11 protein-coding genes are annotated in these 15,042 nt (G+C 72.1%); 5 read left to right on the top strand and 6 right to left on the bottom strand.

The genetic code is table 11. The features are described 5' to 3' along the window. The first annotated feature begins 5 nt into the window (after window positions 1-5). Entirely contained in the window at window positions 6-1,430 is a 1,425-nt protein-coding gene (locus tag AB0N73_RS05850; RefSeq protein ID WP_363561334.1) for a cell division initiation protein, read from the top strand. Between the two features lie 539 nt (window positions 1,431-1,969). On the opposite strand, the gene AB0N73_RS05845 is transcribed toward AB0N73_RS05850, so the two are convergent. The 5 genes from AB0N73_RS05845 to AB0N73_RS05825 all read right to left on the bottom strand — a co-directional run bounded on the left by AB0N73_RS05845 (window position 1,970) and on the right by AB0N73_RS05825 (window position 5,765). After that, the gene (locus AB0N73_RS05845; RefSeq protein WP_363561332.1) at window positions 1,970-3,748 is read right to left on the bottom strand and encodes a DEAD/DEAH box helicase; all 1,779 of its coding nucleotides are present in this window, start codon (window positions 3,746-3,748) and stop codon (window positions 1,970-1,972) included. A 78-nt stretch (window positions 3,749-3,826) separates the two neighbouring features. Beyond that, window positions 3,827-3,985, bottom strand: coding sequence for a hypothetical protein (locus AB0N73_RS05840; RefSeq protein ID WP_363561330.1), 159 nt, complete (start codon window positions 3,983-3,985; stop codon window positions 3,827-3,829). A gap of 92 nt (window positions 3,986-4,077) precedes the next feature. Beyond that, the gene (locus tag AB0N73_RS05835) at window positions 4,078-5,043 is read right to left on the bottom strand and encodes an alpha/beta hydrolase (RefSeq protein WP_363561328.1); all 966 of its coding nucleotides are present in this window, start codon (window positions 5,041-5,043) and stop codon (window positions 4,078-4,080) included. A gap of 22 nt (window positions 5,044-5,065) precedes the next feature. After that, entirely contained in the window at window positions 5,066-5,569 is a 504-nt protein-coding gene (locus AB0N73_RS05830) for a gluconokinase (RefSeq protein WP_363561326.1), read from the bottom strand. A 37-nt stretch (window positions 5,570-5,606) separates the two neighbouring features. Next, window positions 5,607-5,765 carry a hypothetical protein gene (locus AB0N73_RS05825; RefSeq protein WP_363561324.1) on the bottom strand — a complete coding sequence of 53 codons (159 nt, stop codon included), beginning with the start codon at window positions 5,763-5,765 and terminating at the stop codon, window positions 5,607-5,609. A 257-nt stretch (window positions 5,766-6,022) separates the two neighbouring features. Between AB0N73_RS05825 and AB0N73_RS05820 the strand changes: the two genes are divergently transcribed. The 3 genes from AB0N73_RS05820 to AB0N73_RS05810 all read left to right on the top strand — a co-directional run bounded on the left by AB0N73_RS05820 (window position 6,023) and on the right by AB0N73_RS05810 (window position 12,215). After that, window positions 6,023-9,406 carry an Ig-like domain-containing protein gene (locus tag AB0N73_RS05820; protein ID WP_363561322.1) on the top strand — a complete coding sequence of 1,128 codons (3,384 nt, stop codon included), beginning with the start codon at window positions 6,023-6,025 and terminating at the stop codon, window positions 9,404-9,406. A 194-nt stretch (window positions 9,407-9,600) separates the two neighbouring features. Then, on the top strand, window positions 9,601-10,332 hold the full coding sequence (locus AB0N73_RS05815; RefSeq protein WP_363561320.1) for a cohesin domain-containing protein: 732 nt from the start codon (window positions 9,601-9,603) through the stop codon (window positions 10,330-10,332). 68 nt (window positions 10,333-10,400) lie between these two features. Then, a complete protein-coding gene (locus tag AB0N73_RS05810) occupies window positions 10,401-12,215 on the top strand; it encodes an amidase family protein (protein ID WP_363561318.1) in 1,815 nt (604 codons plus the stop codon). 57 nt (window positions 12,216-12,272) lie between these two features. Here the strand turns inward: AB0N73_RS05810 and AB0N73_RS05805 are convergent, their stop codons facing one another. Further along, complete coding sequence (locus AB0N73_RS05805) at window positions 12,273-13,310, bottom strand: hypothetical protein (RefSeq protein ID WP_363561316.1); 1,038 nt, start codon at window positions 13,308-13,310, stop codon at window positions 12,273-12,275. Between the two features lie 115 nt (window positions 13,311-13,425). Between AB0N73_RS05805 and AB0N73_RS05800 the strand changes: the two genes are divergently transcribed. Continuing rightward, window positions 13,426-15,036 carry an ATP-binding protein gene (locus AB0N73_RS05800; RefSeq protein WP_363561314.1) on the top strand — a complete coding sequence of 537 codons (1,611 nt, stop codon included), beginning with the start codon at window positions 13,426-13,428 and terminating at the stop codon, window positions 15,034-15,036. The last annotated feature ends 6 nt before the right edge of the window (window positions 15,037-15,042 follow it).

Here is a 15,042-nt window from a genome sequence, read left to right as displayed (position 1 = left end):
TCTTCATGACTGATCCGCGCTCCGACTCCCCCTTCGACGAACTGATCCAGTCCTCCTCCTCATCCGAGGGCGGTGCGTTCTCGGTGGCCTTCCGCGGGTACGACCGCGGCGAGGTCGACTCCGCGATCTCCGACCTGTCGAGCCGCCTGCAGCGCGCCGTCGACGACCTGGCCGCCGCCGAGCAGCGACAGCGCGAGACCTACGACCGGCTGCGCGCCGACCAGCAGGTCGAGCTCGAGCGCATCGTCGAGGGCAACAGCGAGACCATCGACCGCGAGCGCGCCGAGCACCGCGAGGCCACCGAGCGTCTCGAGACGGACCTCGCCGCGGCGACCGCCCGCATCAACGACGCCGAGCAGCGCATCGCCGCGCTCACCGCCGAGCTGGTGGACGCACCGGAGCGCCCCGAATCGGCCGCGGAGCCCTCCGACGACCCGTCCACGCGCGAGCAGTTCGAGGCGGTGCTGCGGGTGGCCGAGGAGCAGGCGAGCCTGATCATCCAGAACGCCGCAGCGCAGGCCGAGCGACTGCTCGAGGCGTCCCGCGAGGAGGCCGGCACGCAACGCGCCGAGCTGCAGGCGGACGTCGCCCGCATCACCGCGCAGGCCCAGCACGATGCCGACCAGGTGCGGCTGAAGATCGACACCGAGTACACGGCGCACGAGGCCCGCATCCAGCGCGAGGGCGCGCACGCCGCCGAGAAGCTCGCCCAGGCCGAGCGCGAGGCCGAGACCATCCGCTCCGAGGCCGAGAAGGGCGCCGCCGCGCTCCGCGCCATGGTCACGCGCGAGACGGCGCAGCTGCGCTCCGACACCGAGCGCGACGTGCGCGAGATGAACGCGCGCCTGCTCGAGTTCGAAGAGACCCTCACCCGGCGCCAGGATGACGCGCAGCAGGAGTTCCTCGTGCTGCACAACCAGGCCGTGGCGCACGCCGAGCGCATCACCTCGGACGCCAACGACCAGGTCACGTCGTCGCTCGAGCACGCGCAGCGGATCTCGGCGAAGGCCGACGACTACGAGAAGCTCATGCGCGCCCAGGCGCAGCAGATCGAGGCCGAGGCGCACCTGCGCGCCCAGGAGAACCTCGACCGCGCGCGCGCCAAGGCCCAGAAGATCGTGTCGACCGTCATCGAGCACTCCACGGGCGTGCTGCGGGACGCCGAGGACCGCACCCGTCAGCTGCGCTGGCAGCAGCAGCAGCTCACGAGCTTCATGAGCGAGGTGCGCGAGCTCATCCGCCCCGAGGGCGTCCGCAACCCCGCCTCCGACGGTTCCGAGGGTTCCGGTTCCGGTTCCGGGGCTGAGGGTTCCGAGGCTGAGGGTTCCGAGGGTTCCGGTTCCGCAGTGAGCGAGGCCGAAGGTTCCGCAGTGAGCGAGGCCAAGGGCTCCGACGGCCACGGCTCCGACGGCGAGCGCTCCGAGGGCTGACGCGCCCCATCCACCCCGCCGAGCGCACATCCCGTACGCGAGCGCACATCCCGGACCATGTCCGCTCGACGACAGGATGTGCGCTCGCGGGCTGAACGGCTCGCCCGACCTGTCTCGGCACCGTCCACGGGATCACGTCCCGGATGCGGCAGCAGACAACGCGTGCGCACCAACATGGCGCAGCTTCCGGGGGGGCGGCGGCCAACGGATGCGGCCACCACCCGCCGAGCGCACATCCCGCATACGAGCGCACATCCCGGACCATATGCGCTCGACGACAGGATGTGCGCTCGGCAAAGAACACGCGCCGCACCCCGATGCGGCGGCAACCGGCGCTGGCAGACAACGCGGGCGCACCAGATGTCCCGGCCACCGAGTCCGGCGGCCAACGGATGCGGCCACCCACCCGCCGAGCGCACATCCCGTACGCGAGCGCACATCTCGGACCATATGCGCTCGACGACCGGATGTGCGCTCGGCAAAGAACGCGAGCGCGCAGCGCTCAGCGCCAGCGCGCGCGAGCGCCCAGCGCGCGGGGGCTAGTGGCGGGGCTTGCGGTCGCGGTCGGCGCGACCGCCGGGGGCGCCCTGGTCGACGCGCATCTCGATGAGCTTGCCGCCGATGCGGGTGCCGCTCAGCTTGTTGAGCACGTCGCTCGGCATGTTCACCGGCAGCTCGACGAGCGAGAAGTCCGGGCGGATGTCGATCTGACCGAAGTCCTCGCGGCGCAGGCCCCCCTCGTTGGCGAGAGCGCCGACGATCTGGCGCGGCTCGACGCGGTGCCGGCGTCCGACGGCCAGGCGGTACTTGACGAACGACCCGTTGCTCGGCCGCGAACGCCGCTCGGGGCGGTCGCCGCCGCGGCGGTCGTCGCCCTGACCGCGGTCGCTGCGCTCGGGGCGATCGCGGTCGAAGCGCTGCTGAGCCCGCTCGTCCTCGGCCGACAGCAGCAGGGGCGTCTCGCCCTGCGCGACGACGGCGAGGGCGGCGGCCACATCCGTCTCGGGAACATCGTGGTGCTCGACGTAGTGCGCGATGATGTCGCGGAAACGGTCGACGCGCGCGGTCTGCTCGAGCGCCGCGGTGATCGCGTCGTCGAAGCGGGTGAGGCGCGTGGCGTTGACATCGTCGACGCTCGGCAGGTTCATCTGCGTGAGCGGCTGCCGCGTGGCGCGCTCGATCGAGGTCAGCATGCGGCGCTCGCGCGGCGTGACAAAGCTGATCGCGTCGCCGGTGCGGCCGGCACGGCCGGTGCGGCCGATGCGGTGCACGTACGACTCGGTGTCGATCGGCAGGTCGAAGTTCACGACGTGGCTGATGCGGTCGACATCCAGACCGCGCGCGGCCACATCCGTCGCCACGAGGATGTCGAGCTTGCCCGACTTCAGCTGGTTGACGGTGCGCTCGCGCTGCGCCTGCGCGACGTCACCGCTGATCGCGGCGGCCGTGTAGCCGCGGGCCCGCAGCTTCTCGGCGAGCGTCTCGGTCTCGTTCTTCGTGCGGACGAAGACGATCATGCCCTCGAAGTTCTCGACCTCGAGGATGCGGGTGAGCGCATCGACCTTCTGCGGGTACGACACGACGAGGTAGCGCTGCGTGATGTTGCTCGAGGTCGCGGTCTTGTTCTTGACCGTGATCTCTTCGGGCTCGCGCAGGTACTGCTGCGAGATGCGGCGGATCTGCGCGGGCATCGTCGCCGAGAAGAGGGCGACCTGCTTCTCGGCCGGGGTCGAGGCGAGGATCGTCTCGACATCCTCGGCGAAGCCCATCTTGAGCATCTCGTCGGCCTCGTCGAGCACGAGGAACTTCAGCTGCGACAGGTCGAGCGTGCCCTTGTCGAGGTGGTCCATGATGCGGCCGGGGGTGCCGACGACGACGTGCACGCCGCGGCGCAGCGCCGAGAGCTGCGTGCCGTAGCCCTGGCCGCCGTAGATCGGCAGCACGCGGACGCCCCGCAGGTGCGCCGCGTAGCGCTCGAAGGCCTCGCACACCTGCAGTGCCAGCTCGCGCGTGGGCGCCAGCACGAGCGCCTGCGGCGTGGTCGCGGCGACGTCGAGCTGCGACAGCACGGGCAGGGCGAAGGCCGCCGTCTTGCCGGTGCCGGTCTGGGCCATGCCGATCACGTCGCGGCCGGCGAGCAGCGGCGGGATGGTGGCGGCCTGGATCGCGGACGGCGTCTCGTAGCCGACGTCCTTCAGCGCTTTCAGGACGGCGGCATCGAGCCCCAGGTCGGCGAATGTCTGCGTCTCGACGGCCGATTCGGTCGTCGCCTCCGCGTCAGTGGGCTCAGCGGTCGCGTCGGACGCAGAAGTACTCATCTGACAACGGTAACGCCCCGGGGCGCTTCCCCGCGGGGGCTCGCGCAGACCCGGGGCGTTATCCGTCCCGTTCGGGGGCTAATTCTGGCGTCGGATGAAGCGCATCAGGGCCGCGATGAGCCCGATGACCAGGATGGCGATGCCGATGTAGAGCAGGAACTTCACCGCTTCCACGAACACTCCGAGCAGCAGCAGCACGATTCCGACGATGACGAGCACAACAGCGATTCCGACCATGCATCGATTCTCGTCGTCGGCCCGGTCCGCACCCCGACCCTTGACGCCGCTCCGATCGCGACGTACGGGGCGCACTCAGCTCCCGGCCCGGCTCAGCCCTCGCGGGATTCGGAGGTCGCGCGGGCGTGCTCGGACTTGCCCCGGGCGATCATCCGGTCGTCGCGGCGCAGCACGCCGACGAACTCGCGGATGCGGCCGACGACGCCGCGCACGGCCGTGGCCGGATCGCCGTAATGCGGCTCGCGGGTCTCTGCCACCTCATCCGGCATCAGGTTGAGGTCGCCGTCGGTGTCGCGGGGCGCGCGGGCGAACGCGACGCACAGGCGGGCGACGCCCTCGGCGTGCCCGTGCATGACCGAGTGCCCGGCGCCGCCGATCTCCCACGTCGAGCCGAACGGCACGGTGGCCGCCACCCGCTCGACCCACGCACGCGGCACGACGGCATCGTGCTCGCCGCGGATGACGAGCGTGTGCGCCCGGATGCGGGGCAGCCGATCCTCGATGCGGAACCGCACCATCTCGGGCAGCACCCGGAAGAACCATCGCGGACCGCACAGCAGGTACGCCCCGACCGCGAGCACCTTGATCTTCAACGGCTCGTGCCAGCTGGAGCGCAGGAACTTGGCCGCGAGCAGCGGGAGCCGCCGCGCGGCCGGGTCGACGACCGGGCCGATGAGCACCGCCGTGCTGATGTCGGGCCGGCGGGCGGCCACCTCGGCGACCATCTGCGTGCCCATCGAATGCCCGACGAGGATCGGATCCACGAGCCCCAGATCGTCGAGCACGGCCTCGACCAGGTCGGCGTACTCGTCGATCGTCATCGCGGTGCCCGGATGCGGCACGCCACCGAACCCCGGCAGGTCGAGGGCGTGCACGGGCCCGAACTCGTTCAGCTGCGGCGCGAGACGTTCGAAGTACGTCGCCGCCACCCCGATCCCCGCGACGAGGACGAAGGCGCGGTCGCCCTCGGATCCGATCGTCGAGACCCGGGCGTACACGTCGCCGCGGCGCACGCGCGAGACGCGGACGGTGACATCGGGGTCGGCGGCTGCGGGCATCTCCCCATCCTCCCCCGAACGACTACAGCCGCGACAACACGTCGGCAACGATCTCGTCGACCCGCCGGTGCGCGTCGACGCTGACCCCGGGTTCGTCGGCGCCGAGCGGCTCCCAGGTCGCGAACTGCGAGGCGACGAGCGCCGGCGGCATGAAATGCCCCTCGCGCGCGGTCGCACGCGCCATCACGACGTCGGGGTCGGCGGCGAGTTCCACGAACCGCGCGGTCGGAGCGCCGTCGCGCAGCAGAGCCCGATACCGGCGCGCGAGGGCGGAGCAGGCCAGCACCGCTCCCCCCGGAACCGCGGCGAGCGCGACGCCGCAGGCAGTGAGCCAGGGCAGGCGGTCGGCGTCGGTCAGGGCATCGCCGGCGGCCATCTTCTGCACGGCCTCGGCCGTGTGCAGGTCGTCGGCGTCGAGGAACCCCACCCCGAGCGCCGCCGCGAGCGCGCTCGCCACCGTCGACTTGCCGACGCCGGAGACCCCCATGACGATCAGGCGCGGCGCGGCCGGACGTGTCGCAGTCATGCCTCGATCGTACGGATGCCGGGCGCCCCGCCGGGTGTCAGCCGGCCATCGCGATCTGCAGGGCGGAGTACGCGGTCCACGCCACGAGCGCGAGGCCGGCGACGGCCACGAACACCATCGCTCCGATGCATCCGAGGATCGACAGCACCGCCGCACGGGCACGGTCGCGGGTGTCGGTGAGGCTCTGCGTGGTCATGCATCCAGCCTCTTCGCAGGCCCTCTTCGACACATCGGCCCGGGGGATGACGGAGCGTCCACCGGATGGATGATCTCGACGCCTGACCCGAGCGAGCCCGCCGTTAAGTTCTCGTTACCGCTCTGTTAAACGGCATAGGTGAGTCATCGGTGATTCATAGCCTCTCCATGGGACCGGTCTCAGGTCCCACCACCCCATCCCTGCGTCGCACCGGCGAGAGTCCCGCGCGCCCGCACGCTCTTCCACATCGGAGAACCGTGAGAAAACCCCTGTCCCCGCGCACTCGATGGCTCGCGCTCACCGCAGCCGTCGTCGCACCCGTGCTCGCTCTGAGCTGCGCTCCTGCCGCCGTCGCCGCCCCCGGCGACGGCACCGTCGCCTCCGGTGACGACTGGTCGGTCGTCAGCGCCCCCGGCGGCTACATCGTCACCTTCGAGCTCTCGGAGCCGCTGCCAATCGTGGCCGATGCGCCCACGCTCGTCGTCGACGGCGTGACCCTCGGCCTCGCCACCGAATCGGCCGACGGCCGGTCGCTGTCGGTGGTCACCGCCGACCCGAAGGTCGCCTCGGCCCGCGACGTCGAGAAGGGCTGGGCATCCGGCGACGAGGAGAAGGCCCCCGAGTCCTCGGGCGCCGAGATCGTCGACGACCCGGCCAACGACGAGCTGATGCGCCAGCTCAGCCGACTGGCCCCCGCCGCGGCGGTGGACGAGCCGAGCACGCCCGGCGCCTTCGCCGTGACCGAGGCGGAGTACGACTTCGGCGACCGCGCCGTCGAGCTCGCCGGCATCGGCGGCATCCGCGGTGAGATGACCGGGAAGATGTACCTCACCGACGCACCCGGGGAGCGCCCCACGGTGATCCTCCTCCACGGCCGCCACGGATCCTGCGCCACCGGCACCAGCAACCCGCTGCGCTGGCCCTGCGGCCCCAACCAGGTCAACGTCCGCTCCTACCAGGGGTATGAAGGCACCGGCCGCGCGCTCGCCTCGCACGGCTACAACGTGCTCTCGATCGCCGCGAACGCCGTCAACTCGAACGACAACCAGCTCGCGCTCGACTACGGCGCGAAGGCGCGCGGCCAGCTCGTGCTCGACACCCTCGCCATGCTCGAGAGCGCGAACGCGGGAGAGGCCGTCGCGTTCGACGACATCTCGTGGGCCGACGCCGAGGGGGCGACAACCACCGTCACCCGCTCGCTCGACGACGCCCTCCGCTACGCCACCACGCGCACCGACATGCCCGCCCCCGGCGCCGGCGTGACGGCCGCGTCGCTGCAGGGGCGGTTCGACCTCGACACCGTCGGCCTCATGGGCCACTCGCGCGGCGGCGAGGGCGTGGTCTCGGCCGCGACCCTCAACCAGGGCCTGGCCGATCCGTACGGGATCGTGTCGGTCCTGCCCCTCGCGCCGGTGGACTTCGGGCGCATGACGCTCCCGGACGTCCCGCTCGGCGTGTTCCTTCCCTACTGCGACGGCGACGTCTCGAACCAGCAGGGTCAGCACATGGTCGACGACTCGCGTCACGCGTTCGGCGACGACGTGCTGCGCTCCGCCGTCTGGGTCATGGGTGCCAACCACAACTTCTTCAACACGGTGTGGACCCCGGGCCTGTACCCGTACTCGACGGGCGACGACTGGAACCGCAACGACACCACGTCGAGCTGCTCGACCCGCGACTCCTCGCGTCTCACGGCGGCCCAGCAGTACCAGGTCGGCGTGTCGTACATGACCGGGTTCTTCCGCCTCACGATGGGCGGCGAGACGCAGTTCCAGCCGCTGTTCGACGGCTCGGCGACCCCGTCCACGGCCGCGACGACGTTCGCCGACGTGCGCATCATGGCGTCGCAGCCGCAGTCCGCGACCACGCTCGTCACCGACTTCGCGAGCGCCGGACCGCTGGTGCGCACCGCCGGCAGCGCCTCCGTCGCCGTCTGCGCGAACGCCGAGACCGCATCGTCGATCTCGCCCTCGGTCCCGTACTGCACCCCGCGCGAGGTCGGCACCTCCCGCGTCCCGCACTGGACCCCCGTGCGCTTCGGCCTCAACGTCCCCGCGTACCCGGTGTCGCAGTTCGTCTGGAACGGCTCGGCCTCGTCGCCGGCCGCACCCAGCACCGGTGAGCTGCGCGTCAGCATCCCCGCCGCTCAGCGCGACGTCTCGCAGCGTGCGCAGCTGACCGTCAAGGCCGCTCCGGTCCTGTCGGTGGCGACGGGAACCGACTTCACGATCACGGTCGTGGATGGGGCGGGCGCGACGTTCAGCGTTCCGGCGTCGAGCGTCAACCCGCTCGCGGTCAACCGGCTCCCGGGCGGCACGCACGCGACCTTGAACAAGATCGTGCTGCAGCAGCTGACCATCCCGACCTCGGAGATGACCGGCATCGACCTGACCGACGTCCGTGAGGTGCGCTTCACGGCCGGCGTCGGGGCCGACGGCACCGGGGCGGGCGGCGTGTTCCTCTCGGATCTCGCCTTCGACACCCCGTCGCTGGGCACCACGGTGGTCCAGACCCGGACCACCGTCAACATCGCGACCACGCGCATCGAGGAGGGCGACGCTCCGGGAACGGCGGCGATCGCCGCCTACCTGGACGCCCCCGCGGCCGAGGCGGTCACCGGGTACGTCAGCCTCGTCGCGGCCGGCGCCGTCTCGGCCGCGGTCCAGGCGGTCACCTTCGCGCCGGGCGAGACGTGCCGCGTGGTCAGCGTGCCCACGGTCGGCGACGACGCGCCCTCCGCGGTCGGCGCCACCGGCTACACGGTGAGCGTCACCAACACGCAGAACGCGGTCATGGGCGCGGCGGCGTTCGGGCAGCTCGTCGTCCGCGAGGACGACGGCGTGACGAGCCCGGGCGTGGAGCTTCCTCCCGTCGGCGTGCAGGGCGACGCGTGCGCCGAACTGGCGGCATCCTTCGAGCCGACGGAGCTGGCGGCATCCACCCTCGAGGCCGCTCCCGGCGACGAGGTCACCTTCACCGGCTCGGGCTTCCGGGCGGGCGAGGCGGTCGACTTCGCGCTCGGCGACGCGACGCTCGACACGGTGATCGCCGATCGCGACGGTGTCGCGATCTTCACGCTGGCCGTGGCAGACGACGCCGCCCTCGGCGCGCAGGTGGTGAGCGCGACGGGTGCGGGTTCGGCTCGCGTCCAGACGACGACGCTCGCGATCCTCGCGCCGACCTCGACCACGCTCGCCCTCGCATCGGGCAGCGCGCTGGTCGCGGGCGGTCCGCTCACCTTCGTGGCGACGGTGAGCGGCGCCGAGACCGATGGCACCGTCACCTTCACCGACGGCACCGTGCTGGGCACGGCGGACGTGGTGGACGGGGTCGCGACGCTGACGCTGCGTGAGGGCCTCGCGGCCGGCACGTACGCGGTGGCCGCCGAGTTCGCTCGGACGGATGTGGCCTCGGCCTCGCGTTCGGACGAGCTCGAGGTGACCATCGCCGCGGCACCCGTCGCCGGCGGCCCCGGTGCCGAGGGGACGGGCTCCGGAGCCACCGGCGGCACCACGCCGGACTGGCTGGCCGTCACCGGCGCCGAGGGCTTCGGCTGGATGCTGCTGGCCGCGGCCGGCCTGCTCGGAACGGGTGGAGCGCTGCTCTACGTCCGTCGACGTCGCGCCCGCGCCGACGCCTGACCCGCGCACACGGAGCGCCGTCCTCTTCGGGGGGCGGCGCTCCGTCGTCGGGCGGCTGAACTGGTCAGTACAAGATTCACACGGCGGAAACACGGGGCTGCCGGGACCGGTAACACGACACCGCCAAGCTGCGAGGGCACCACCACCCCCGAACCCGATGCGCACCATCCCACCCGGAAGGACCCTGCTCCCGCATGCCTGAACGCACTCTCCGCCGTGCCCGCGGCAGCCGACGCTGGACGGCGCTGCTCGCCGTCACCGGCGCGCTGCTCGGCGCCGCGCTCGTCGCGGCGCCCGCCGCGTACGCCGCCCCCGCGACGACCGGCGCACTCACGATCGGCACCGACGCGACGGCGACGGCCGGCGACACCCTCACGGTCACGATCGCCGCCGAGACGACCGCCGACCTGTTCGCCTACGACCTCGTCGTCTCGTTCGACCCGGCCCTGCTCGCGTTCGACGCCGGCAGCCTGATCACCCCCGACGGCGGCTTCGCCGCGGCGAGCACGGAGGCCGGCACGGTGTCGCTTACCCACACCCGCCTGGGCACCTCGCCCGGGCTGGCCGGACAGCAGGTGCTCGCCAGCGTCACGTTCACGACGCTCGCCGCGGGCGACGCCCGCATCGCGGTGACCGGCGGAACCCTCATCGGCACCGAGGGAGAGTCGACGCCGATCGACACGACCGGCCTCGAGGCGATCACCACGATCGCCGCCGCCCCCGTCGTCCCCGGCCCCACCGAGCCCTCGCCCGGCACCGGCACCGACCCGGGAGCCGCCCTGCCGGTCACCGACACCACCCCCACCGATCCCCTCGCCGTCACCGGCGCCGACGCGACCGGATGGCTCGTCACCGGCGCCGTCGCCGCCGCGCTCGTCGCCCTCGGCGTCGTCCTGGTGATCCGTCGACGGGCGGCCACGCGATGACCTGGAACGCCCGCTCCCCCTTCCCCGCCCTCGGCAGCAGCGCTGCCCCGTCCGTCAGGAGGGCCGTCATGGCCACCCCCGCACGCCGCACGATCGCGGTGGCTGCGATCGCCGGAACCGCGCTGGCGGTGACGGCCGTCGCCCCCGCGTTCGCCGCCCCCGCGCCCGCCGCACCGGCGGCAGCGATACTCGCGCCGTACTACACCGAGCTCGACGTCACCGGCGACGACCAGGTCACCGAGGCCGACCTCGCGGTCGCCGCAGCCGCCCTGGGCACCACCAGCGCCGATGCCGGCTGGGCCGAGATCGCGGTGCTCGACACCGACGACGACGGCGCACTCACGGTCGCCGACCTCGCCGCGTTGTCGCAGCGCATGATCTACGACGACGGCCCGTTCACCCTCGTCGAGGCGAGCGTGATCGACATGCAGGCCGCGATGAACGCCGGTGTCACCACATCCGTCGAGATCACGCAGGACTACATCGACCGCATCGCCGCCTACGACCGCACCGTGGTGCCCGGCGCCACGCGCGCGTTGAACTCGATCATCACGGTCAGCTCCGTCGCCCTCGCGGCTGCGGCGGACGCCGACGCGACGCGGGCCGAGAGCGGCATGACCAGCATGCTGCTCGGTGTTCCGATCGCGCTGAAGGACAACTACAACACCGTCGACATGGTCACCACGGCCGGATGCGGCTGCTGGAACGACAACCAGACCTCGACCGACGCGCACATGGTCGAGGGCCTCCGGGCGGACGGCGCGGTGATCCTCGCCAAGGCCAGCCTCGACGAGTTCGCCTACGGCTTCGCATCCGAGTTCACCTCCTTCCAGCAGCCCGGGGCGAGCACGCTCGTCGCGAGCGCCTACGACACCTCGAAGACGGCCGGCGGCTCGAGCGGCGGAACGGGTGCGGCGATCGCCGCGAACCTCGCCGGCATCGGCTTCGGCTCCGACACGGGCGGATCGATCCGCGTGCCGTCCTCGTACAACCAGCTCGTCGGCATCCGCCCGACGGTCGGTCTCGCGAGCCGCGACGGCATCGTGCCGCTCGCCCTGTCGCAGGACACCGGCGGCCCCATGGCCCGCTCGGTGCTCGACGCCGCGGTCGCCCTCGACGCGGTCGTCGGCGTGGATGAGGCGGACGCGGTCACCGCGCGCCAGACCGGGCTCGTGCCGGCCTCATACACATCGTCGCTCGATGGAGAATCCCTGAACGGCGCCCGCATCGGCTACATCCCCAGCATGCTCGGCAACGCCGCGATGGTGGAGCGGTTCGCCGCGACGCGCGCCGTGCTCGAGTCCCGCGGAGCGACCGTCGTCGAGGTCACCCCTCCCGCCGGCTTCGCCGCGGTCCTCGCAGAGCCCTCCGGATCGACGAACGAGTTCAAGAAGGACCTGGACGACTACATCAGGGTGCACCTCGACCCGGACGTGCAGACGCGGAGCATCGACGCGATCCTCGCGGGCGGCAACTACGTCACGTCCCGTAAGGGCGTGTACGAGCAGCGCAACGCCGTCACCCCGGAGAAGTACCTGGAGTGGGCGGGGCCGACCGGCACCCACACCACCCAGCTGGCCGCGGGCAAGACGCTCGTCACGCAGCTGATGGACGACCTCGACCTGGACGCCATCGTCTACCCGTCGACGGCCGCCTACGGCACGATCGGCACCAACATGCGCCTCAGCCCCAACACGGGGATGCCGGCGGTCACCGTGCCGATGAGCGCAGCGGGTGCGGGCCAGGCCGGCTCCGTCGTGGCGACCAACCTCGAGTTCCTCGGCCGCGACTTCGCCGAGGGGACGCTCCTCGGCCTCGCGTACGACTTCGAGCAGACGACGAAGGCGCGCACGTCGCCGCCGTTGTTCCCCGCCCTGCCGTAATCCGGCATGTGCGACACGACGCCCCCGCTCGCCCCCGCAGCGGGGGCGTCGTGCACGTCAGGCGTGAGCCACCGCATCCAGCTCGGCGGTCGTCGTCACGACGACGGCATCGATCTCAACCTCGGGCACGTACAGCTCGCGCAGCAGATCCGATGCGCGGGCGAAGCGGGTGCGCACCTCCTCGACCACGAGATCGCGCGACCAGGGGACGTCGACGATCACGATGCGCGCGGGGGCGATGACCCCGACGATCGCATCCGGCGCACTGTCGCGGCAGGCCGTCAGCAGCGCCAGCTCCGCCTCATCCACATAGTCCTGCCCGAAGGACTCGCGCATGAGCGACACCTCGGCCACCGACACCGCCCGCCAGGCGACCGCGCCGTGCTCGGCGAGCATCTGCGCGGCGTGGGCGACGAGGTTCTCGCGCACGGAGCGGCGCTGCACGTCGCGGGTGACCCGGTCGTCCTGTGCGGCGCGGAGCACTCCGAACGCGAGCAGGATGATCGTGACCACACCGCCGACCGTCGTCGGGCCGGTGGAGAAGTACGCCGAGTAGACCTCGCCGTCGAGCCCGCCCGCGGTGAGCGACACGATGCGCCCGATGCAGAACACGGCGTAGGCGACGAGGGTGACCGTGACCACCGGCATGCCGCGGCGGGTGCGCGCCGCCCCGATCCGCGCCTCGAGGGCGCCGAGCAGGCACCCGATGAGCAGCAGCGCGATCTTGGTCGCCGAGGAGACGACCTCGTTCGTCGTGAGCGACACGACGAACATGCCGACGCCCGCCAGCAGCACGACCCACAACCGCCACCGTCGACGCCCGTTCATGGACCCGATCGCCACCCACAGCAGCGCCGGCGCGAGCACCATCGCTGTGTCGCCGACGGCGAGCGTCAGCGGGGCGGCGGTGGCCGCGAAGTAGACCACGTAGAACAGACTCGAGAACGTCGCGGCGACCGCCGCCAGCATCGCGAACACGAGGAACGCACCCGGGGACCGCGCCGCACCGCGCACCCACGCGAAGGCGGCGAGCACCACGAACATCGCGATGACGCTCACCACGACCAACGCGACGCCGCTCGCCGTCGTCTCCACGTTCCTCCTGCACTCCGTCGTCATGGTACGTGAGAGCCACCGCACATAGAATCGTCGCGATGGTGTCTGTGGTCACGATCACAGAGCACTCGCCGAGGGAAGGCAAGGGCAGACCATGGGCGTGCTCGAGCGCACACGTTTCACCGCTCTCTCCGGGATGCAGGTGACGCTGCTCATCGCCACGCTCGCCGTCTACGCCGCGCTCGGCGCGCTCGACGTCGCCGTCACGCACGCCGTGTGGCTCACCGCTGCGATCGTCCTGCTCCTGGCCGGCCTCGTCGCCTCCTTCACACGGCCGTCCGACGGGCGTCGGGCCGCGTGGACCCTCGGTGTCCTCCTCGCCGACATCGCCGCGATCACGATGATGCGCACGGGGATGCTGGATTCCATCTCCACCATCTCGCTCTTCGCCGTGCTGCCCATCGTGTGGCTCGCCGGTGGCTTCCCCCGCTGGGGCGCGCTTCTCGGCATCGGCTCGGCGGTGCTGCTGGGCGTCGTGCCGCGCGCGATCACCGGCGAGTGGGTCACGGGCCGGGTCGAGCTCCTGCAGGAGTCCCTTCCGACGGTGGCCCTCGTGATCCTCGCGATCGCCACCAACGTGGGGGCGCAGGCGTTCCAGCGTCAGCGCGACCTGCTCGATGCCACCCTGGCCGCGAAGGCGACCGCCGCCGACGACGCCGCCGACCGGTCGGCGCTGTCGCGCAGCATCATCGACAGCCTGGATCTGGGGATCGCGGTCTTCGCGCCCGACGGCACGCTGCGCACCGCGAACGCCGCCGCGCACCGCTTCGCCGAGCTCGAGGGCATCCGCCTGGCCACCCCGCGCATCCGCGCCGAGACCGTGCCCGTGTTCCAGAGCGATCGCCACACACTCCTGCCCGACGACGAGCGCGTGATCCTGGCGGCGGCCGCGGGTGTGGAGCGCACGACGCGCACCGTCTGGGTCGGCGGCCCGGGCAACCAGGTCGCCCTGTCCAAGTCCTCCCGCCACGTCGTGCGTTCCGACGGAGAGATGATGGGCACGATGCTCGTCACGCGCGAGGTGACCGAGGAGGAACGCAGTCGCCAGATGCGCCACGACTTCCTCGCCGCCGTCTCGCACGAGCTGCGCACCCCGCTCACCCCGCTCCTCGGGCACCTCGACCTGCTGGCCGACGATCTCGCGGGCGACCCGCGGTCGCGCCGGCTCGACGTCCTGCACCGCAACCTGGAGCGCCTGTCGGATCGGATGGACGAGATCGCCGCCGCGAGCGAGGTCGAGCCGCAGCCCGTGCTGCAGCCCGCCGACCTCGCCGCGCTCGTGACGGTCGCGGTCGCGAGGCGCAGCGCGGCGGCCTCCCGGCGCCGCATCGCGATCGCGGTGGACGGCCCGACCTCGCTCACCCTGCGCGCCGACGGCGCCCGCCTCACCCGCGCCGTGGACGCGCTGATCGGCAACGCGATCAAGTTCTCCCCGGACGGATCGACCGTCGTCGTCACGCTCCGCGGCGACGCGGATGCGGTGGAGTTGCGCGTCTCCGACACCGGCCCCGGCATCCCCGCCGACGAGGAGCACCTGCTCTTCGAACCGTTCATGCGCGGGCGCTACGCGCACGAGAACGCGATCGGCGGTTTCGGACTCGGCCTCACGCAGGCCATGGGCACGGTGCGCAGCCACCACGGCGAGCTGCGCGTGCACAGCCCCGACGACACCGGCACCGTCGCCGTCCTCCGCCTCCCCCGCTAGCGGGAC

This window comes from Microbacterium sp. NPDC089189 (assembly GCF_040685095.1).
Classification (GTDB): Bacteria; Actinomycetota; Actinomycetes; order Actinomycetales; family Microbacteriaceae; genus Microbacterium.
This window is presented reverse-complemented; position numbering and strand designations above follow the sequence as displayed.